Origin of the sequence: Bradyrhizobium sp. SZCCHNR1002 (assembly GCF_032381435.1) — a bacterium.
Classification (GTDB): domain Bacteria; phylum Pseudomonadota; class Alphaproteobacteria; order Rhizobiales; family Xanthobacteraceae; genus Bradyrhizobium; species Bradyrhizobium aeschynomenes.
In genome coordinates this window covers 272,976-293,569 of the sequence record NZ_JAUHIS010000005.1, presented here as the reverse complement: position 1 = coordinate 293,569, position 20,594 = coordinate 272,976, and the positions used below count along the sequence as shown (strand labels likewise).

At 64.7% G+C, this 20,594-nt stretch carries 23 protein-coding genes; 3 read left to right on the top strand and 20 right to left on the bottom strand.

Annotation, left to right across the window (positions count from 1 at the left end):
• Position 1 precedes the first annotated feature (1 nt).
• From trbL to QX108_RS23885, 20 genes are all read right to left on the bottom strand, one after another.
• Positions 2-1,225 (bottom strand): P-type conjugative transfer protein TrbL, encoded by a 1,224-nt coding sequence (gene trbL / locus QX108_RS23975; protein ID WP_315783289.1) that lies wholly within the window; start codon positions 1,223-1,225, stop codon positions 2-4.
• Entirely contained in the window at positions 1,222-1,521 is a 300-nt protein-coding gene (trbK-alt, locus tag QX108_RS33530; RefSeq protein WP_409998549.1) for a putative entry exclusion protein TrbK-alt, read from the bottom strand. The genes trbL and trbK-alt overlap by 4 nt, the downstream gene beginning before the upstream one ends.
• Before the next feature lie 14 nt (positions 1,522-1,535).
• Entirely contained in the window at positions 1,536-2,273 is a 738-nt protein-coding gene (gene trbJ / locus QX108_RS23970; protein ID WP_315783287.1) for a P-type conjugative transfer protein TrbJ, read from the bottom strand.
• Positions 2,270-4,714, bottom strand: a complete 2,445-nt coding sequence (gene trbE / locus QX108_RS23965; protein WP_315783285.1) for a conjugal transfer protein TrbE — start codon at positions 4,712-4,714, stop codon at positions 2,270-2,272. The genes trbJ and trbE overlap by 4 nt, the downstream gene beginning before the upstream one ends.
• Before the next feature lie 10 nt (positions 4,715-4,724).
• Positions 4,725-5,006, bottom strand: coding sequence for a VirB3 family type IV secretion system protein (locus QX108_RS23960; protein ID WP_315783283.1), 282 nt, complete (start codon positions 5,004-5,006; stop codon positions 4,725-4,727).
• Positions 5,006-5,335, bottom strand: coding sequence for a TrbC/VirB2 family protein (locus QX108_RS23955; protein ID WP_315783281.1), 330 nt, complete (start codon positions 5,333-5,335; stop codon positions 5,006-5,008). The genes QX108_RS23960 and QX108_RS23955 overlap by 1 nt, the downstream gene beginning before the upstream one ends.
• The gene (gene trbB / locus QX108_RS23950; protein ID WP_315783279.1) at positions 5,332-6,312 is read right to left on the bottom strand and encodes a P-type conjugative transfer ATPase TrbB; all 981 of its coding nucleotides are present in this window, start codon (positions 6,310-6,312) and stop codon (positions 5,332-5,334) included. The genes QX108_RS23955 and trbB overlap by 4 nt, the downstream gene beginning before the upstream one ends.
• A 140-nt stretch (positions 6,313-6,452) precedes the next feature.
• Complete coding sequence (locus QX108_RS23945; RefSeq protein ID WP_315783277.1) at positions 6,453-6,893, bottom strand: CopG family transcriptional regulator; 441 nt, start codon at positions 6,891-6,893, stop codon at positions 6,453-6,455.
• Between the two features lie 12 nt (positions 6,894-6,905).
• Positions 6,906-8,906, bottom strand: a complete 2,001-nt coding sequence (locus QX108_RS23940) for a conjugal transfer protein TraG (protein ID WP_315783275.1) — start codon at positions 8,904-8,906, stop codon at positions 6,906-6,908.
• Between the two features lie 157 nt (positions 8,907-9,063).
• Positions 9,064-10,875 (bottom strand): MFS transporter, encoded by a 1,812-nt coding sequence (locus QX108_RS23935; RefSeq protein WP_315783273.1) that lies wholly within the window; start codon positions 10,873-10,875, stop codon positions 9,064-9,066.
• A gap of 85 nt (positions 10,876-10,960) precedes the next feature.
• A complete protein-coding gene (locus tag QX108_RS23930; RefSeq protein ID WP_315783271.1) occupies positions 10,961-11,878 on the bottom strand; it encodes an alpha/beta hydrolase in 918 nt (305 codons plus the stop codon).
• A 176-nt stretch (positions 11,879-12,054) separates the two neighbouring features.
• Complete coding sequence (locus QX108_RS23925; protein ID WP_315783269.1) at positions 12,055-13,806, bottom strand: relaxase/mobilization nuclease domain-containing protein; 1,752 nt, start codon at positions 13,804-13,806, stop codon at positions 12,055-12,057.
• Positions 13,807-14,052: 246 nt separating this feature from the next.
• Complete coding sequence (locus QX108_RS23920) at positions 14,053-14,871, bottom strand: lytic transglycosylase domain-containing protein (protein WP_315783267.1); 819 nt, start codon at positions 14,869-14,871, stop codon at positions 14,053-14,055.
• A gap of 2 nt (positions 14,872-14,873) precedes the next feature.
• Positions 14,874-15,389, bottom strand: a complete 516-nt coding sequence (locus QX108_RS23915) for a S26 family signal peptidase (RefSeq protein ID WP_315783265.1) — start codon at positions 15,387-15,389, stop codon at positions 14,874-14,876.
• A complete protein-coding gene (locus tag QX108_RS23910; protein ID WP_315783263.1) occupies positions 15,386-15,850 on the bottom strand; it encodes a DUF2840 domain-containing protein in 465 nt (154 codons plus the stop codon). The genes QX108_RS23915 and QX108_RS23910 overlap by 4 nt, the downstream gene beginning before the upstream one ends.
• Before the next feature lie 313 nt (positions 15,851-16,163).
• Positions 16,164-17,045 carry a replication initiator protein A gene (locus tag QX108_RS23905; protein WP_315783261.1) on the bottom strand — a complete coding sequence of 294 codons (882 nt, stop codon included), beginning with the start codon at positions 17,043-17,045 and terminating at the stop codon, positions 16,164-16,166.
• Positions 17,046-17,047: 2 nt separating this feature from the next.
• A complete protein-coding gene (locus QX108_RS23900; protein WP_315783259.1) occupies positions 17,048-17,350 on the bottom strand; it encodes a helix-turn-helix domain-containing protein in 303 nt (100 codons plus the stop codon).
• 139 nt (positions 17,351-17,489) lie between these two features.
• On the bottom strand, positions 17,490-18,008 hold the full coding sequence (locus QX108_RS23895) for a DUF2285 domain-containing protein (RefSeq protein WP_315783257.1): 519 nt from the start codon (positions 18,006-18,008) through the stop codon (positions 17,490-17,492).
• A 61-nt stretch (positions 18,009-18,069) separates the two neighbouring features.
• The gene (locus QX108_RS23890) at positions 18,070-18,258 is read right to left on the bottom strand and encodes a transcriptional regulator domain-containing protein (RefSeq protein ID WP_315783255.1); all 189 of its coding nucleotides are present in this window, start codon (positions 18,256-18,258) and stop codon (positions 18,070-18,072) included.
• A gap of 167 nt (positions 18,259-18,425) precedes the next feature.
• Positions 18,426-18,704 carry a DNA -binding domain-containing protein gene (locus QX108_RS23885; protein ID WP_315783253.1) on the bottom strand — a complete coding sequence of 93 codons (279 nt, stop codon included), beginning with the start codon at positions 18,702-18,704 and terminating at the stop codon, positions 18,426-18,428.
• Between the two features lie 171 nt (positions 18,705-18,875).
• On the opposite strand from QX108_RS23885, the gene QX108_RS23880 reads away from it, so the two are divergent.
• The 3 genes from QX108_RS23880 to QX108_RS23870 all read left to right on the top strand — a co-directional run bounded on the left by QX108_RS23880 (position 18,876) and on the right by QX108_RS23870 (position 20,428).
• Complete coding sequence (locus QX108_RS23880; RefSeq protein ID WP_315783251.1) at positions 18,876-19,133, top strand: helix-turn-helix transcriptional regulator; 258 nt, start codon at positions 18,876-18,878, stop codon at positions 19,131-19,133.
• A 168-nt stretch (positions 19,134-19,301) separates the two neighbouring features.
• Positions 19,302-19,766, top strand: a complete 465-nt coding sequence (locus QX108_RS23875) for a hypothetical protein (protein ID WP_315783249.1) — start codon at positions 19,302-19,304, stop codon at positions 19,764-19,766.
• Positions 19,766-20,428, top strand: coding sequence for an SOS response-associated peptidase (locus tag QX108_RS23870; RefSeq protein WP_315783247.1), 663 nt, complete (start codon positions 19,766-19,768; stop codon positions 20,426-20,428). The genes QX108_RS23875 and QX108_RS23870 overlap by 1 nt, the downstream gene beginning before the upstream one ends.
• The last annotated feature ends 166 nt before the right edge of the window (positions 20,429-20,594 follow it).

Here is a 20,594-nt window from a genome sequence, read left to right as displayed (position 1 = left end):
GTCATGATTTGTCCTCCGAGAGATCGACGGAGCTGCCCTGCCCGCCTTGTCCGGCGCCGCGCACGGCCTGCATCGCCGCTGAGGTGCCCTGACCGATGGTCCGCCCAGCCTTCAGCTGTTCGGCCCATCGCGGCGAGCCCGATTGGGCCCCTCCGCCATCCGCCGAACCTGCGGACGAAGGGCCGCCCGCGCTGGCCGCAGCGGCCTGTCGCAACGGACTGGCGACGGAAGCCTCCGACGGGGATGGCTCTCCGCCACCACGCAGCGCTCGGACAACTCCGCCGCTCAGCGTCGACGCGCCACGACCCGCACCGGCCGCCGCCGCGCTGGCAAGACCGGCACCGCCCGCAATGAGCCCTGAGCCGGCAACAGCGAGACCGCCTGCCGCGAGCCCCGAGCCTGCCGCTGATGCGGCGCCGAGCTGCGGTCCGCCGGAGACGAGTCCATTTGCGATCCCAGGACCGAAGATGCCGAGGCCGAGCAGCGCCAGTGCACCAAGCACCAAGGTCATCGCGCTTTCGATGGTCGGCGGATCACCGTTGCCGGCCAAGATCAGCTGCGAGAACTGGGTCGAGCCGATGCCGACGATCACGGCGAGCACCAGGACCTTGATGCCGGAGGATATGACATTGCCGAGCACGCGCTCGGCGGCAAAGGCCGTCTTTCCGAACAGTCCGAACGGAATCAGCACGAAGCCCGCAAGTGTCGTCAGCTTGAACTCGATCAGGGTGACGAAGAGCTGGATTGCCAGGATGAAGAAGGCGAGCAGCACCACGATCCAGGCGAACAGCAAGACCGCGATCTGGACGAAATTCTCGAAGAAGCTCACATAGCCCATGAGATTGGCGGTGGCCTGCAGCATCGGTCGCCCGGCATCGAGCCCGACTTGCGCGATCTTGCCCGGGCGCAGGAAGTCGGCAACCGAGAGCGCGGAGCCCGACGCCTTCAGACCGAGGCCAGCGAAGCTCTCGAAGACGATCCGGGCGAGGCTGTTCCAGTTGCCGATCAAATAGGCGAAGACGCCGACGAACAACGTTTTCTTCACAAGGCGTGCGATGACATCGTCGTCGCGGCCCCAGACCCAAAACAAAGCAGCGAGGGTGAGATCGATCGCAGCCAGCGTCGTCGCCAGCGTGCCGACATCGCCGCTGACGAGACCGAAGCCGGAGTCGATGGTGCGGGTGAACGTCTCCAGGAACTGGTCGATGATTCCTGTCCCGGTCACCGCGTCCGCTCCACAGGTTCGGGCGCCGGCGAAGGCGAGCCACTGCTCGGTGTGGCCGGCAAGATCGTCCCGAAGAAGCGGCGGCGGCCCTCCGACCACAACCGACGGCATTCCGCGAAGGCGTCAGCCTGCTCGGGACGCACCGTGCGGCAGCGCGTAAGCGTCTCATCGAGCGTGTTGGACTTTGGCGCTGGCTGCCGCGTCTCCGCATCCTGCCCGCTCCGCAGCGGGATCGTGCAGGCGGAGAGAACAGCGAGCGTGGCAACTGCCACAGCGATCAGCCGTGGCCATTTCATAGGACTTCTCTGCATCAATGGAACATCTGTACGTTGGACGGCTGGTAGCCTTGACCTGGCGTCAGGAAGCGCTTGAGCTGCTCGCGACCCTGATCCTGAGCGGCGGCACGCTGCGCGGCGTCCAACATCACGGCGCGGCCCTGCGCGGCCACGCTCGCGGTGAGATCGGCCAATTGCTGAGCCTGCAGCGCCAGGATCTGGTTGCCGGCCTGGGTGACCTGCAGCGCTCCGCTCGCGCCTTGGCTCGCCGCAATCAGCGCGGACGACTGGATTTTCACAGTGTCGAGATTGCCGACGACGCCGGCCTGCACCTTCAAGGCATCCTGCAGCGAGGCCACGGAGGTCTGCCAGCGCGCCTGCGCATTGCTCATCAGCGCCTGACTCGATTGGCTGCTGCTCGCCGGCGCATAGGTGGTCGCGAACGCCTTGTCGATCTGCTGCACATCATAGGCGAGGCGCTGGGCCTCCTTAAGCAGCTGCTGAGTGCGCTGGATCGACTGCTGCAGCTGCGCCAGCGACGAATACGGCAGACTCGCAAGGTTCTTCGCCTGGTTGATCAGCATCTGCGCCTGGTTCTGCAGCGAGATGATTTGATTGTTGATCTGCTGCAGCTCGCGCGCGGCGGTCAGGACATTCTGGGCGTAATTGTTTGGATCGAACACGACCAGCTGCGCTGACGATATGGAAACCGACGCTGCCCAGATGACGACAGCCGCCGCAGCGCCACGGGCGAGACGACGGGGATCCGTCATGCGAGGACCTCTCGGCCATTCAGATGGGGAATGAGGTCGATCGCCCAGGACAGGCCGCGATGGGTGAGCCAGCCCGCGAGGAAGCCATCCTGTCCGTGCTCGGCAAGGACGCGCGTCATGTCGGCCTGGTCGGTCTTGGAGGACGAAGCGATCAGCGCCAGCGCGACCTCGCCGAGACCGAGCTCGAACAGCCGGTTGCCGCGGCGCGACTGGCAATAATAGTCCCGCTTCGGCGTGGCACGGGCCAGGATCTCGATCTGGCGGTCATTTAGGCCGAACCGTCGATAGATGGCTGTGATCTGCGGCTCGAGCGCGCGCTCGTTCGGCAGCAACAATCGGGTCGGGCAGCTCTCGATGATGGCGGGGGCAATCTTTGATCCATCGATGTCGGATAGCGACTGTGTGGCGAAGACGACGGACGCGTTCTTCTTGCGCAGCGTCTTCAGCCACTCCCGGAGCTGGCCGGCAAAGCCGTCATCGTCGAGCGCGAGCCAGCCTTCGTCGACGATCAGAAGCGTCGGGCGGCCGTCGAGCCGGCCTTCGATGCGGTGAAAAAGATAGGCGAGCACGGCAGGCGCTGCCGCCGTGCCGATCATTCCTTCGGTCTCGAATGCCTGGACGGACGCATCACCGAGCCGCTCGGCGTCGGCATCGAGTAGCCGGCCATAAGGGCCGCCACCGAGACAAAATGGCTGCAACGCCCGCTTCAGCGCATTGGACTGCAGCAGGATGGAGAGGCCCGTCAGTGTCCGCTCAGACACCGGCGCTGACGCTAGCGACGTGAGCGCCGACCACAGATGGTCTCTCACCTCAGGCGTGATGCTGATCTGCTCGCGCGCAAGCATGGCCGCGATCCAGTCGGTCGCCCAGGCGCGCTCAGTCACGTCCTCAATAGCCGCAAGCGGCTGCAGCGCGACCGGCTCCGATGCCTCGTCCGACAAGGCACCGCCGAGATCATGCCAGTCGCCGCCCATGGCAAGCGCGGCCGCGCGGATCGAGCCGCCGAAATCGAAGGCGAACACCTGGGAGCCGGGATAGCGGCGGAACTGCATGGCCATCAACGCCAGGAGCACCGACTTGCCAGCACCGGTCGGACCGACGACGAGCGTATGCCCGACGTCTCCGACATGCAGCGAGAACCGGAACGGCGTCGAGCCCTCGGTGCGCGCCACGAACAGCGGCGGCGCGCCGAGATGCTGATCGCGCTGCGGGCCAGCCCAGACCGCCGATAACGGGATCATATGGGCAATGTTCAGGGTCGAGACCGGCGGCTGGCGCACATTGGCGTAGACATGGCCAGGCAGCGACCCCAGCCAGGCCTCGACCGCGTTGACCGTCTCGACCATGCAGGTGAAGTCGCGGCCCTGGATCACCTTCTCGGCGAGCCGCAATCGCTCGTCGGCTACTCGCGGATCCTCATCCCAGACCGTGATGGTCGCGGTGACCAAGGCCTCCCCGATCAGATCGGAGCCAAGATCCTGAAGCGCCGCATCGGCGTCGAGCGCCTTGTTGTGGGCATCGGTGTCGACAAGTGCGGCGGCCTCGTTGGTCACGACCTCCTTGAGGAGCGCGGCAATCGACTTGCGCTTGGCGAACCACTGCCGCCGGATCCTGGTCAGGAGCCTGGTCGCATCGCTCTTGTCGAGCATGATCGCCCGGGTCGACCAGCGATAGGGAAACGCCAGCGCATTCAGTTCATCGAGAATGCCGGGCGTCGTGGCGGTCGGGAAACCGACGATCGTCAGCACCCGCAGGTGAGCGTCGCCCAGCCGCGGCTCGAGGCCTCCTGTCAGAGGTTGATCGGCAAGCAGCGCATCGAGATGGACCGGAATCTCGGGGACGCGGACACGCTGCAGCTTGGTCGAGATGGTCGCGTGCAGGTAGGTCAGCGTCTCCTCGTCGTCGAGCCAGCGACACTCCGGCATGAAGCCATCGAGCAGCTGCAGGATGCGATCCGTGCGGTCGGCAAAACCACGCAGGATTTCTTGGGCATCACTGCCCTCACCTTGCGCGCGTCCCTCATACAGCCAGCGCTCGACGCGTGAGGCATCTTCGGACGGCGGCAGATAGACGAAGGTCAGAAAATAGTTCGACTCGAAATGCGCGCCCTGCGCCTGGAACTGCGCCCGGCGCTCGGCCTCCACCAGTGCGGAGGCGGGATCCGGGAATTGGCTCGCGGGATAGAGCTGAGACGGATATCTGAAGGCCTCGACGAAGACAGCCCAACCAGAGCCCAACCTGCGGAGCGCATTGTTGAGCCGACCGGCCACAGCCACGAGCTCGGCCGGCACAGCCGAATCCAGATCCGGCCCCCGAAATCGCGCGCTCCGCTGCAGCGAGCCATCCTTGTTGAGGACGATGCCACGATCGACCAGAGCGGCCCACGGCAGATAATCGGACAGGCGCGCATTGCTGTTGCGATATTCGCGCAAGTTCATCATGGCTTGTTCCTCACACATTGAGATGACCGGGAATGCGCAGGTGCCGGCGCACCACCTCGGCGAAGTCTGGATCGCGTTTGGCGGCCCACACCGCCACGCCATGGCCGATCGCCCAGAACAGAAGCCCCGCGATCCAGAGCCGCAGCCCCAAGCCAAGCGCAGCAGCGAGCGTACCGTTGAGGATCGCGATCGCGCGCGGCGCACCGCCGAGCAGGATCGGCTCGGTCAACGAGCGGCGCACGGTGATCGCAAAGCCGGGAAGCGGCTGATCGGCATGGAGCGGAGCCTCCATCAGATCACTGCCCCGCCACCGAACGAGAAGAACGCCAGGAAGAAGCTCGAGGCCGCAAACGCGATCGAGAGTCCGAAGACGATCTGGATCAGCCGGCGAAATCCTCCCGACGTGTCGCCGAAGGCGAGCGTGAGGCCCGTGCTTATGATGATGATGACTGCCAGGATCTTTGCGACCGGCCCCTGGACCGAGAGCAGGATCTGATTGAGCGGCTGCTCCCACGGCATGTTGGAGCCAGCCGCCCAGGCTGGGCTTGTCGTAAAGCTGGCGAACGTCACAGCCGAAGCCGCGACCGCCCCAAATGCGGAAGAACGAGAGAGCTGCTTCATGGCTGTTCTCCTGACGAGAGCGAAAGCTGGGTGAGCTGATAGTCGCCATGGGCATTCAGCCCATCGACGCGGGCGAGCTCGACCAATCGCCGGTCGGCGCCGCGGCCGGCGAGCACGGCGATCAGCTGGATGGTCTCGGCGATCAGAGCACGCGGCACGGTCACCACGGCTTCCTGGATCAGTTGCTCCAGGCGCCTGAGCGCGCCGATTGCGGAGCCCGCATGGATGGTGCCGATGCCGCCGGGATGACCGGTGCCCCAGGCCTTCAGGAGATCAAGCGCTTCCCGGCCTCGGACCTCGCCAATGGGGATGCGGTCAGGCCGCAGCCGCAACGCGGAACGTACGAGGTCGGCGAGCGTGACCACGCCGTCCTTGGTCCGAAGCGATACGAGGTTCGGCGCTGCACATTGCAGCTCTCGCGTATCCTCGATCAGCACCACGCGATCATCAGTTTTTGCGACCTCAGCCAACAGCGCATTCGTCAGCGTGGTCTTGCCGGTCGAGGTGCCCCCTGCGACGAGGATGTTGCTGCGCGCGGCCACAGCCGTTCGCAACAGGTTGGCCTGCTCTTCCGTGATGATCGCGGCTGCGACGTAATCCGCGAGCGTGAACACGACGACCGCGGGCTTTCGAATGGCAAACGCTGGTGCGATCACGACCGGCGGCAGTAGACCTTCGAACCGCTCGCCGGTCTCCGGCAGCTCGGCCGAGACACGCGGCGCACCAGCGTGCACCTCGCTGCCGACGTGATGCGCGACCAGACGCACGATGCGCTCGCCGTCGGCGGGCGAAAGCGTCTCACCCGTTGCAGTCAGACCCGAAGCGAGACGATCGACCCAGAGCCGACCATCCGGGTTGAGCATCACCTCAACGACGGCGGGATCATCGAGCCAGCCGGCGATGGCAGGCCCCAGCGCTGTGCGCAACATCCGCGCGCCGCGCGAGCTTGCCTCCGTCCGCCATGAATGAACCGTCATGATCACCCCCGTGATCGGCGACGGCGCCTCGCGCGTCGCTCACAGCGATGATCAGAAGGGGCAACCGGCAAAGCTCCGCAATGTGCTCATCGAAGGCTTCGCGTTCTGGCGTAGAAAGAGAAACGATTGGCGGGATGAGGTCAGGACGAGCGGCTGGGCTCGTCTGATTGCGCGTCTCTGGCCGCGACATCCTGAGCGATCTCCGCGGCCAGTGTCTGCCCTTTGGCCAGCCGCCGTCCAAGAGCCTCGACGAACCCCTCGTAGCGCTCGCGGCCTTTGGCCTGCGCGGCGGTTTGAGCCGTATCCGGCAGCGGCGGGGTGACGGTCAGCCAGAACCGCACGAACAGCGCCAGCGCTTCGTTGGCGATCGTCACGTGACGCTCGAGCCGCTCCACCTGCCGGGTCAGCCGGTCGAGACGCCGCCCTAGCGCTGCCTCCATCCGCTCGGCATTGTCAGGCGACAGATAGGATGTCAGCGCGGTCTCAACGACGAGCGCCTGCGGCACGCGCTTGCAGCCGGCGTAATCAGCGAGCTGACCTGCGAGGTCTGGGGGCAGCCGAAAGGTGTGCTTGGTCCGCATCACGAACCTCCTCTACAGCCCAAGTCCATCGTCCGGGTCCAGCGCAGCCTGGCGCGGCAAGCCGCGAAGCTGGTCACGGAGCACGCTGTTGCGCACCATCTCGTCATCCACTTCTCTGTCAAAGTTGAACTCCTGCGCAGGCCGCGCTTGCTCCGGCACGATCTCCTCATGCTCGGGAAGCTCCGGCTCCCTCCGGACCCCGGCATTCTCGGCGTCACCGGCTGCATCCGGCGCAGGCGGCCTCACCTGCTCTTTTGCTGCGATCGTCCGAGCGATCGGCGGCAGCCTGCTCCAGTCGTCCGCCAACATGCCGTCGTCTTGGTCCGTCAAAACCGGATCGGGAGGTGGCAACACCCGATCGACCAGCCGCGGATCTGCGAAATACCGGGCCTTCTTGCCGCGGATCGGCGGAACGCCGGAGACCAGCACCAGCTCATCATCACTGGGCAGCTGCATCACCTCTCCCGGCGTGAGCAAAGGACGCGCCGTCTCCTGGCGTGAGACCATGAGATGTCCCAGCCAGGGGCTCAGTCTATGGCCCGCATAGTTCTTCATTGCCCGCATCTCGGTCGCGGTGCCCAACGCGTCCGACACACGCTTGGCGGTACGCTCGTCATTGGTCGCAAACGACACCCGCACATGACAATTATCGAGGATGGCGTTATTGGCGCCATATGCCTTTTCGATCTGATTGAGCGACTGGGCGATCAGAAAGCTCTTCAGACCGTAGCCGGCCATGAAGGCGAGCGCGGACTCGAAGAAATCGAGCCGCCCGAGTGCCGGGAATTCGTCGAGCATCAGAAGCAGCCGGTGGCGCCGCTCGCGGGCCTGCAGATCCTCGGTCAGGCGGCGGCCGATCTGGTTCAGAATGAGCCGTACCAGCGGCTTGGTCCGGCTGATGTCGGAGGGCGGCACCACGAGATAGAGCGTGGTCGGCTGCTCGCCTGCCACGAGATCACGGATCCGCCAGTCGCAACGGCGCGTCACCTGCGCCACGACAGGATCGCGGTACAATCCGAGAAACGACATCGCAGTCGAGAGCACGCCCGAACGCTCGTTCTCGCTCTTGTTCAGGAGCTCGCGGGCGGCGGATGCGATCACCGGATGCGGCCCGGCGTCCCCCAGATGCGCCGTTGTCATCATCGCGCGCAGAGTGACATCGATCGGCCGCTTGGGATCCGACAAGAAGTTGGCCACCCCCGCCAGAGTCTTGTCCGGCTCTGCGTAGAGCACGTGGAGGATGGCGCCGACAAGCAGCGCGTGGCTCGTCTTCTCCCAATGATTGCGCCGCTCCAGCGAGCCTTCAGGATCGACCAGGACGTCGGCGACGTTCTGGACGTCGCGAACCTCCCACTCCCCTCGCCTCACCTCGAGCAGCGGATTGTAAGCCGCCGATCGCGCATTGGTCGGATCGAACAGCAGCACCCGGCCATGCCGCGCGCGAAAGCCTGCCGTTAGCTGCCAGTTCTCGCCCTTGATGTCGTGGACGATGCAGCTGCCCGACCACGTCAGCAAGGTCGGCACCACCAAGCCAACGCCCTTGCCCGAGCGGGTCGGCGCGAAGCACAGCACATGCTCCGGACCGTCATGACGAAGATAGCGATCCGCGTGCCGTCCCAGCACCACGCCGTCCGCTCCCAGCAGGCCGGCCGCGGAGATCTCCTTCAGCGTGGCCCATCGCGCAGACCCGTAAGTGAAGACATCCGCCGGCTCTCGCGCCCGCCACACCGACATGCTGAACGCGACCACGATCGAGGCCACGCCGCCGAACGCCGCAATCAAACCGCCCTCGGCGAACACCTCGGGCGCATAGGCATCATATGCAAACCACCACCAGAGGAACGCAGGCGGGAGATAGACAGGCATGCCCCGCGCCAGCTCGAACCAGGGCGGCCCAAGCTGCGGTTGATACCCTAGCCGCCACGCCGTCCACTGCGTCGCGGCCCACATCGTGACGAGTACGATCGCGACGACCGCCGTGATCTGCCCCCAGAGGATTCTCGTGCCAGGCATCAGGGCGGGTCAGACACCGAGAACGCCGGGCGAAGGCGGCTGCGAACAGTCGGCGAACGGCCGCCTCGTTCGACGCATGACTCGATGCTCGGCAGGCGATGACTGCAGCAGACCGGCCCTTGGCAAGACCTCGTGCACAAAGTCCCTCCCAATGCTGTCAAGCACGCCGCAGATCCCGCTCAACGAACCGTTGGTATTCCTCCCCGCTCTGTTCGCTGGTCCGGGACGGAAGCAAGAACCAGATCGCAGCCGCGATCTGCAGAGCGACATTCACGCCGAAAGCTGCCTGGTACGCGATTGCTGGATAGTGACCGCCCACCGCCGGCCAGAGCTGAACCACGAGCCCCGTCAAGCATTGCAAGGCGAACGCGCCTCCGATGTGGAACACGTTGAGTGCCGCATTGGCTCGTCCAGCGATCTCCTTCGGGAAGTACTCAGCCAGTACAGCGTAGCTCAGCACGGTCGCCGCCCCAACGGCGGCAATGAAGACCCAGGAAATGCACGATGGCAGCGGCAGGCGCACGATCAGCGCCGATTGCGCGGCGATGAACAGGATCGCAACGGACGACAGCAACTGACCAGGCCCGATGCCGCGCCGACGCAATCGATCGGCGACGACGCCAAGCACGAGCGCGCCGAGACTCAAGGCAATCGCCATCATCAAAAGGTTTTGCAGCAAGGCCGGCCGGCCGAGGCTGTCGACATCGCTGAACCATGATGCAGCCCAAAGCCCCTGGAGCGACCAGGCCGTCCCGATGCAGGTGGCCGAAAGCGGCGCCAGCCGCCAGAAGCGGGGGTCGGCGTAAATGGTCTTCAGGCCGATCTTGGCCGCACCTGAAGCAGATGGCGAGACCGGCACGACCTTGGGCACGATCAGAAAGATCAGCAGCGAGCAGCCAAGGGATCCGAGCGCGAGAAGATTGAACAATCCACGCCAGCCGATCGAGGCGACCAGCCAGTCCGCCGGCAGCGTCGCAGTGACCGCTCCCGATGCTGCCATCATGATCATCAGGCCATTGAGCAACGGCACCCGCTCGCCCGGAAACCAGAGCAGCAGCGCCTTCAGGCCGGACGTCATTGCGGCAGCAACGCCGAGGCCGATCAGGGCGCGGCCGGCAAGGAGGAGCAGGAAGTGATCCGAGACCGCAAACAGCGCCGCGCCGGCGGCCGCGGCCAACAGCACCGCACTCTGAACGAGCCGAGGACCATATCGATCCAGGAGAATGCCAATCGGGATCTGGGCTACAGCGAAGGTCAGGAAGTACACCGACGTCAACAGACCGAGATTGCCGGCGCTGAGGCCGAATTCGGTGGCGAGCGACCCTGCGATCGTCGCATTGATAGTTCGGAACAGAAACGACAGGTAGTAGGCTCCAACGAATGGCAGAAACACCCTGAGGGTCAGCTGCCACATGGACAATTGGCCTGTGCCTCCCTGGCGCGGCTTCGCATGAGCCTGCAAATCGTCTATGGAACGCGTGACATCGCAATCATCGGCAGCGGACCCGGCACTGCTTTGCGAGCGCACGGTCTCCTCAGAATCGTCTTCCGGCACGCTCTGGACCGCCGCGCTGAGCCGGTCCAGCGTCTCCCGGACCAACGAGCGACCCTGATGAACGCGGGCGGAGACCTGCGCCGCAAATTCGTCGAAGCGCTCGGCCCCCCGCTGGCAGGCTTCGTGCAACGCAGCAGCCGGGAGGCGTGGAGCCATGGCAAACTGAAAACGCGCCTGGAGCGCAACAGCCTCGCTGACGAGCCTGACATCAGCCGCCAGCTGCTCCAGCTGCCGGTTCATGAGGCCGATACGATCGCGCACGGACTCTCCGTCGTCTTCGTCGGGGCCCAGATAGCGATCAAGCGCGGCTTCCACGAGCGCGGACCTCGACTGGCCCGGACGTTGAACCGCGACGGCGACTGCCAAGCGTGCTGCGACGTCCTGGGAGAGATAAACGCCGATCCTGGATTTCATAGCGTCACGCCTGCACAACTAAACGGAATCAAAGGATGGGCAGCTACGTCCGCACGCTGCCCGCGAGCCGATCGACGGCTCTGCGCTATCGGCGCTGCGCCACAGGGACTGAGGGACCGGCGTGCTTGACGTCGGGACCTCGGTAGCGCTCTACCGATAGGGAGTAGCCACGACGCCAGCAGCCACGCTCGACGGCATCCAAGAAGCCCTCAACTTGCGCGTTGAACGCAGCCGGCTCTTCCAGATTGATCGTGTGGCCGGTGTTCGGACAGATCCAAAGGCCGGCGTCGGGCAGGCACGCCTTCAGCATCAGGTTGGTATCGAGACAGGGCGTGTCCTCGTCACCGACAGCGAGCAACACCGGGATCGCCAATGTCGCCAAGCTGTCCCTGGAGTCGTGCAGCGACGGACGCAACATCTGATAGCGGACCATGGTCGTCGACAGTCCCCGTGCGGACAACCGCCCAAGCCGGTCCGCGAACTCCCGCCATGCCCGGGGATTTTTGTGCTTGAGCTGAATGCGCGTCGGACTGTGCGCGATCCTGTCCGCCGTCACATCCAGACCGCGATCGATGAGCGATCGCGCCAGTGTCGATGTCTGCTTCAGCCATTGCTCGCGCTGCGACGGCGAACAGCCGGATCCTGCGGCTGCGGCAACGATGGCACTGGCCCGTCCCGGGTATCGTAGTCCGAACTGCAGGGCGGCATAGGCGCCCATGCTGGCCCCGACCAGATGAGCCCGGTCGAGCCCAAGTCCGCGCATCACCGCATCGATATCGCCGACGGCATGCTCCCAGCCGTACAGCGCGGCATCCTCAGGAACACCGCTGGGCGGGTAGCCCCGTGCGTTGTAGACGATGCAGCGGTGGCTTTTCGCGAAGTGACTGACCTGCGGATCCCAGCTTCGCAAGTCGGAGCCGAACTCGTGAGCAAAAATGATCGGACGGCCCTGGCCGGTTTCCTCGACATAGAGCTTGACCCCGCCAGCATCGATATACGGCATCGTGATCGTCCCCCGTTACATATCTGCGCTCGTGGGACGAAGGAGCCGACGAGATACAAGCGAGGCAATGCCTCAACGATGCTCGTCGTAGTCTTGCGCAGAATCTCGCGGAATAACCGGGGCGTCCAAGCCTCCCTGGTGGTCAGCCCCATGCCATTTCGATATCTCAGGGGCGATCAGAGGCCGAGGCCGAGCTTGCGTCCAAAGCTCCAGCTTACGCCGCCGCCGCTGATGGCGATCCCGCGCACCTCGCGCCCGAGCTGCTGTTCAAGTGCCGGACGCCAAGGCACGAGCTGAAAGCCGAGCCCGTCGTCGATCATGGCGAAGCGACCGGACGCCAAGGTCACGCGCTGACGGTAGATGCCCGCGATGGGATCGCCTTCGCCGATCGGCCGGTAGGCCAGCGCCGTCTCGGCGGAAAGCCTGGATGCGGCGACATTCAGCTCGCGCTGGCGCAGGGTGGTGAGCAGATCGCGCGCGAACACGACCTGCTGCCCTTGCCGGCGAGCGAGACCCTCAGCGGCCAGATGATCGATCCGGCGTTCCATGGCGGCCCGGACGTCCGCCCCGAAGCCCCCGGCAGCAGCAACAGGCTCGCGCGCCAGCAATTGCCGATCGAGCCATGTCGCACCATCCGCCCTCACCTGGGCGTCGAGCGCGAGATCTGATCGTGTCGCCAGCGATAGCCGCTTGCGACCCTGGGCATCGTCGTAGACCCGCGCCTCGACGATCGCTCCCAATTGAGCATCGCCGGTCAGCTCGAGATCGGCGAATTTGAGATGATGGGTTCGGCCATCGACGCCGTCCACGATGGCATAGGCCGAGCCCTTGAGCTCGTCGTGGAGACCACGCGCCACGAGGCGGCCGAGAACTGGATCGGCCGGCTGATCGCCATGCAGCGCAAAGCCCGCGACGTCGGGCTCCCGGCCGAAGCCGGCGATGGCCCGGTGCATGGTTTTGATGATATCGCGGCGGAGCGCAAGATCGCGCAACGTCTCCTCGAGACCCGGCTTCAGCGTCCAACGCCCCGGCGCGATCTGCTCGGCGAGACCAAGACGCTCCAGCCGGGCCGCCCTGCCGGTCATCAGGCTTCGCAGCTCTGGATCTTCCCCGCGGGCCGCTGGGCGAAGATCGGCCACGCCAGCTCCTTCGTCGGCCACAGCGCGAAGCGTGCGATCGAGCCCGGTCCAGCGCTCGGCATCGACCTCGCGCTCAAGAACCGACTTGATCTCGTGCTCGCTGCGCGGCCCGAGCTCAAGACCGACACGCTCCGCTGCCCGCTCGCGAAATCCGCGGCTGATATAGTCGCGGCTAATGACGAGATCCTGGCCGTCATCGCTCCGGCCGCGTACGAGAACATGGACGTGCGGATTGTCCGTGTTCCAATGGTCGACCGCGATCCACTCCAGCCGCGTCCCGAGATCGCGCTCGGCATCGCGCATCAGCTCGCGGGTGAAGCCCTGCAGATCCTGCATGTCCGCGGCATCCTCCGGCGAGACAATGAAGCGAAAATGATGACGGTCGCTTTCGACGCTGGCAGCGAACGCCCGCTCATCGGCCGGGTCCGATCGCGCGTCGAACATGGCGGCATCAGCGCCGTCGCGCGTGACGCCGTCGCGTTTGAGATAGCTGATGTGTTTGGCGAGCGGCGCCAAGCGGAACTTCGTACCCCTGTGCCGGACCACGCGCGCCTTGATCACGACCCGGCGCGTCGGCGAACGCAGTGACAATGCCAGGGCAGCAGACCGCCCGCGCCCGAACCGCGCTCCGGCCCTTCGTCCCTCCCGGCCAAAGCCCTTGCCGGTGTGGCCAGCTTTCCTCGCAGCCCGCATGACCTGGCCAACAAAGCTCTTCGGTTTGGCTGGGCCACGGCCGGCGTTCCTGATCCGACCGGGACGAACACGGAAGTCGCTCTCGTCCCGGCTCATGTCGACCTCGGCGACAGGCCGGCTTGGCCGACGGCGCTCGCTTGATTGATTTGCCGATGCTTTCGCCGTGAAGCGCCAGCCGGCCTGATCTGGATCACGCCTGAAACACGAGTCCAACCAACCACATGCGCCCGACGGCCGTCGGCGCTTTTATCTCGCAATCCGTGGTCGAGCTTTCCGGCCTTCACCTGATTCCTCTCCAACATGCGATGATCTACGACAGGCCGCGAAGAGGGGTGCGTTCGCTCATCGCCAGAGATTTCCGCCGGCATGCCGAGAAAACAACGCATGCGACTGCGGCAGGAGAGACGAGAGATCGCCGCGGCGGGCGACACGCAATGATCTGTTCGAGCGCTTGCCGGCTACAGTCTGATCGTCGGCCATGCGTTGCGAACCGCGCGGGACGAACAAATCCGCAAGCGAGAAAGCTGCCGCTCGGACAACATCGACAGGGCGTTGGGCTTGCACACCGGCGACGGCCGACGAGAGCTTCGCGACGTAGGCTCGCGTCTCGTCCGGCAGCGGCCGGCCCGTCGCCAGATGACGTTCATACCGCCCTGGACCCGCATTGTAGGCTGCGAGGAACCCCGGCGATCCATAACGGTCGTGCAGCTCACGAAGATAGGCTGCACCCGCCAGAATGTTGTCGTGAGGATCGAAGGGATCAGCCCCAAGGCCGTAACGGGCGCGCAAATCGCGCCAGGTCTCCGGCATGATCTGCATCAGGCCAATGGCGCCCTTCGACGAGCGCGCCCACCGATCACCGCCGCTTTCGATGCGCATGACGGCGTAGATCCAGCGCTCAGGAATATCGAACCGATGCGCAGCTTCGCTCACAGAACCTGCAAATGCCTCAACAGAGGACCTGCTCACGGCGTGCAGACGGGAGGCCGACGGCGAGGCTTGTGCTGTCGCGCCGAAGACAACCGACCATGCGAGGACTGCAGCGATGATGATGCCCTGCCCGTGGCTCCGGACGACGACCCAAGACCTGACCGCGACGAACGACCCAGCGGACGTCTGAGCGATCGAACGAGCATCGAACGGCCGGCGACCGTGGTGCATTGTCACTGCTCCCCACTCACCCACAGCGGCTCGGCGCGGCCGATGATGGCGGACGCCGGCAGTACGCCGAAATACCGCCCATCAAGGGAGATGGCCGACCGCGTGTTCATCAGGAAGGCTTCGCCTTTGGCAAGAGTTCGGCAGCCCTGCCACACCGGTAGTGCCCGCCCCTGACTGTCACGCTCTTGCGCCTGGCCCACCTCGACTGCGTCGATGAGAATCGCGAATCCGTGCCTGCAGATGACCTGTCCGGGCAGAGCCGCGAGATGCTTCATCATCGGTACGCCGCGCGGCAGGTAGCCTCGGCTCGCCAGGAAATTGGCGAGCGGCTGCGGCGGCTGCACCGCGACGATCTCGCCGATGGAGCGATCGCCGCTAGAGTGCAGACGGTAGAGACCCGTCGGGACGCTTGCAGAGAGGTTCCAGACAAAGCGGACGGTCGACGACTGCGGCACGGCCGACACGGCGATGGCAGCCACTCCGATGAGCGCAAGGCGGAGCACAGCATCTGTCGTCATCGCGCAAACCTCCGCCGGTGCAGCCACGCCTGATGCCGTCCGCGCGTGTAGTCGCGCGGCACGTCGTGAGCGGACAGGCGGTTGTGAATGTGCTGCCAGTAGTCAGGCGCGGCCTCGGCTGGATCGATACCGAGCGCCTCTACCCTGTCGATCCGCTGCAACACGGCTTCGACTTTCGGCCAACCGGCAAGCCGCAATAGGATCTCGCCGCCGGGGCGGACGAACGGCACGGTGGTGTATGCCTGTCCCGGTGCGACTGCCCTGACGATCTCGATACGCGAGACAACGGTTCCGAAGTCGTTCGATGCCCACCGCACGAACGCGAAGATGCTGCCAGGCGCGAACGACAGAACGCGCCGACGCTTGTCGATGATGGTCTCTTCGACCGCATGGCCGAACCGAATCCAGTTCTCGATCCGCTTCTCGAGCCAGAGCAACTCCACCTGTGTGAGGTCGCTCATGCCGCCCTCCGGCGAGAGCAGATGGACTGATCTGCGCAATCCCGGACGGCCGGCGAGACCGTGTAGCCGCCCCCAGGGTTCCGGGCCCGATCAAGCCCAGGGACGCCGCGCCGAGGCTGCGCGCGCTGGTCATCACCAGGCGTGCAACATGCGCTGTCCGTTAGAAGGAATCCGAAGGATTCCTTGTTAGTAAAGTTAAGGGCCGGCCAAGCAATTGAACTGACGCCGGTTTTGACCGATTTCGGTCCCCGATAGCACGAGGATCCGGTCCCCGATAGCACGAGGGTTTTGGTCCCCGATAGCACGAGCTGATTCACAGGTTTTCCCCAGAGGCAGTGCTGATGCCGCGCTTGCGCAGACGCGCGGCGAACCGGTCTTCGGGAACGGGAGCAAAGGAGAGCCGCTCCCGGTCTCGCAATCCGGGCTCGATGGCGAGCCGGTAGCCGGGCAGCGTCTGACGGTGGACTATGTCACGCAGGTCGTAGGCAAAATGCTTCAGCGGCGACAGGCTGCCCGACTTGGCGTGCAGATGCGCGACGTCGAAGCTCCAGCCGCCTTCCTGGCGTCCGCCGTGTTTGCGCACGAGCCGATAGAGCCATCGCTCCAGCCCGCCCGTCAGGTCGAAATATGCGCGGTCGATCGTGAGCACGAGCGCGTTGTCGAGAACGCCCGAATAGAACCAGTCCGGCAGGATCAGCTGCAGACCGGAGGGCTTGCCATGGGCATCCGCCGTCTCCCGCCATTCGTTGATCCAGGAGAAACGATGCCGCCGCCGTTCCGTGAGCTGGCGGATCGACGTCAGCACGGTCGTCGCCTGCAGGCGATCGAGCCCCGCCTTGAGACGATCGTAATCGCGTGCGCCGGTCCCGCGTCCGACGAAGGTCAGGATCTCGTGCGGCGTCGCCGCCATCAGACGCGAGGTTCTCAGGCCCGCATCGCGCGCTTCGACGATCTGCGACGCCGCCCATATCAGCACGTCCGCATCCCAGATCGTCGCCATCCCGTGCTCCGGGACCGCCTCGACGCGGATCGTGATTGTCCCTGCGCGAAAATCGATCGGGACGACGCGCCTGCTCTTGGCAAGCGAGAAGAACGGATAGGCCATCAGATCCTGCGCGTCGCGAGGCGCGAGATCGCCCGGCAGCGCACGAAACAGCTCGAGCTGCTCGCGCTCGGCGCGCCAGCTGTCGCGCATCGCTAAGCCCCCCTCGAGCGCTGCGCGGGCGGTTCGTAGCCGGCGTATCGCACGAGGCCTGAATGCTTTTTGGCCGGCAGCACGGTGCCCTGCCCTGGATCGGCGGTCGAGGTCTTGGTGCCGCGGTCGGCCCAAGCCTTGAGGTCTTCGAGCGCGTAGACAACGCGACCGCCGATCTTGCGATAGGTCGGACCGGTGCCGTAGGTCCGGTGCTTCTCGAGGGTGCGGCCGGACAGGCCGAGATAGCGCGCAGCTTCGGGCGTTCGGAGAAACCGTGGCGGCAGGCCGGCGACGGGATCGGGCATTTTGCACCTCCAGGAGAGCCTCGCGCAACGATCGAGCGACGTTGCGTGTCGGCGGCCATGATGGAGGCGTAGGCCGGCGAAGGGGGAGGCCGCAGGTCGAGGGGACCGTTTCCGGCCACCTCCCTTAGAATGCGGAAAGCTAGTCGTCCTTGCGCGGCGGCCGCAGGAACTGTCGATATCCTCCGCGGATCAAGGACAGGCCGTCCTCAACCAAACGTCGGGTGAGGCTGCGCACTTCGCTCGTTTTCCAAGTGCGCGCAGGAATGCGCGCTGCGCCGAACAGCACTTCTGCAATCGTTCGATGATTATTACCCTGCTGCCAGCCGTCGAGCGCGCGCAAGATCAGCACCAGGCGCGTGCGGCGCTGCTCCGTCAAGCCGTCGGAGGCGGGTCCAAGCGGCTGCGCACGCAGGGCACGCCAGAGACGGTTGGCAGCCTCGTTGCGCATCTTGAAGTCGCGATCGTAGGGCAGCAGCACCGCGTAGGACACCGTGCTCAACGGCTTCCTCCGCAGCCAGACGCGGTGTTGGCTCGCGCCGATTTGCACGACGACATGCCATCCGTCTCTCGCACGGCGCAGTTGGTCCGGCGCGAACGACGGCAGCTTTACGGTCGGCGCAACGGCCGGCACACGCGTGCCGATTTCGACAAGCGCCAAAACAGTCGACAACTCCTCAGGCGCCCAGAACACGGGCTGGGCATCGAACGGCAGCGCGGGATCAGCGGCGAAATATCAACCCCCAATGCTTCCGGAAGCTCGCAGGCGCGCTGCGATCAGGATGAGCTATCGCCGAGAACTGCGTACAATAGTTCGGTGATCGGCGAACACTCTCCCAAGCGAAGCCTGGGCGGTCCGCGCGATGAATGTTCGCGTAGGCCTTGGGTGCGCGCCAATCGAATTCCGACATCGTGCTGTCCTCATCAGGTTAGGACTGCAACGCAATAGGCCAATAATGGCGCCATTTAAGATTGTTGAAGAGATTCTCGACTCGTGCAGGTACATGGATGCGGACTACTGCCACAACCAACTACACGATTGCTTGAGGCGATCGAGTTCCGTCCTGGTTGCACAACTTCAGGTCTCTGGAGGACTACGTAGGAAGCCCTTGTAGCCTTCCTCCGACAACCACTTTGCCCGCGCAAGATGCGTATCGAACGCTCGGCGCGCACGTTCGGGTTCGCGGACCGGATCAATGTGCAGAACGATCTGGGCGACCTCTTCCCAGTCCGCACCTGCCTTCTGCGCATCGAGAAGGCGGAGATAAGTGACGAGGTGCTCCTCGTCATAGGACGTCAGGACGGGATCGGACGGAGCCACGTCAGCGACATCGGGATCGAGCGGGGGAAAGGACATCGGTCAGAAACCTACAAAGGCAAACACAACTTCGCTTTGGCCGACAGCAAACGCGAGTAGCTCTACAACCGATGTGGACCAAGCCATTAGCCAACGTAATCAATCGTTTGGTCCCGAATTGCAGAAAATACTCCGTGGTTAAATACTCGACAAGCCTGTGCTGTCTTGGAGATGAACATCCGAGACGTCCTGGCCGCCAACTTGAAGCGCCTGCGCCGAACCAAAGGCATTTCGCAGGAGGAGCTCGCCCACCGCGCCGACATCGATCGGACCTATATCAGCTTGGTTGAGAGAAGCCGCAATGCCGTTTCGATCGACGTGCTCGCCGCCCTCGCGGCTGGGCTCGGTGTCGAACCGGCAGACCTGTTGAAGCCGACGCCGCCGGCAGTGGATCTCAACAAGAAGGGGCGACGTATCAAGAACCGATAATGCCAAAGCATGCTCAAAGTTTGGCAGTCTGGCCCTCCGCGGCAGCGTCCTGGCGGTCCCGTCCGAGTTCCGAAAAGCCCGTTCAGCCAATTGCTGGGGGACACAAGGCATGGCGCCCCCAGAGTTAGCGGCTTTCCTTTCCGCCGCGGCGCTGGAATCAATGCTGGCATGACCAGCCTGACCCGCCGCCGCGATCCACAAGCACCGAATGAGACCTGGCGCATCTATTTCGGGGATGTCCAGGCCGGCACGATTGCCAAGCGCACGGAAGGTCCTTCCGGCTCGCCGTCCTGGCAATGGTTCTGCGGCTTCTATCCGGGCAGCCATCCTGGCGAGCAGACGGTCGGCAGCGCTCGCAGCTATGACCAGGCGCGTGAGGCGTTCGAGGCGTCATGGCGCGTCTTCCTGTCCAACCGTTCGCCACAAGACTTCGATGAATGGCGTAAGGATCACGCCTTCACAGCCTGGAAATACGCGATGTGGGACGCTGGGTGCCGACTGCCGACGCAGACCCCATCGGGCCGCTCGCGCTGCTTCTGCGGCGCGGTGATCGACCTGACGACGACAGTCGTGCACATCCGTGCCAGCCATATGCCGTCCGCGACAACCTTTGATCCCGGGCCTCGCGACTGATGTGCAATCTCTATTCGATCACGACGAACCAGGCTGCCATCGCAGCACTGTTTCGGGTTGTCCGCAGATACGAGGGTAATCTCCCCTCAATGGCCGGTGTGTTCCCGGACTACCCTGCCCCGGTCATCCGCGGCAACGGAGACGGCCGCGAGATGGTGATGATGCGCTGGGGAATGCCGCCACCTCCGCGGACCGGCGGGCCACCTGTGACCAATATCCGCAACACCTCATCGACCCACTGGCGCGGCTGGCTGAAGCCAGAGCAACGATGTCTCGTGCCCTTCAACAGCTTTGCCGAATATGCGCCGGAGCCGAACCCCGAGACGAAGAAGAAGGATGTGGTCTGGTTTGCGCTGTCCGATGATCGCCCCTTGACCAGCTTCGCCGGTATATGGACCGAGTTCAAAGGCGACCGCGGAACAAAGTCCAAGCCGATCCCCGGCCCTCATCTGGTCTACGGTTTTCTTACGACAGAACCCAACGCGGTCGTGGCTCCGATCCACCCCAAGGCGATGCCGGTGATCCTGACGACGGATGAAGAGCGCGACGTCTGGTTGCGGGCGCCGTGGGACGAGGCCAAGGCGCTGCAGCGCCCATTGGCCGATCATGCTCTGCAGATTGTCGCACGCGGCTCCGCCAAGGAAGACAATTCCCTCAGTTGATCCGTCCAACTTTTGGCAGCCGCCAGCGCGGATGAGCTGGTTGAGGGCAACGAGCCAGCCGAATGACTGGTAGCGACTCAGCTCAGAGCTTCCGAGCCTACGGCGAGGTCTATCGATTTTCTCTGCATTCAACTCCGGTGAAGCGGTTCTATTCTTGTAGCGCTCA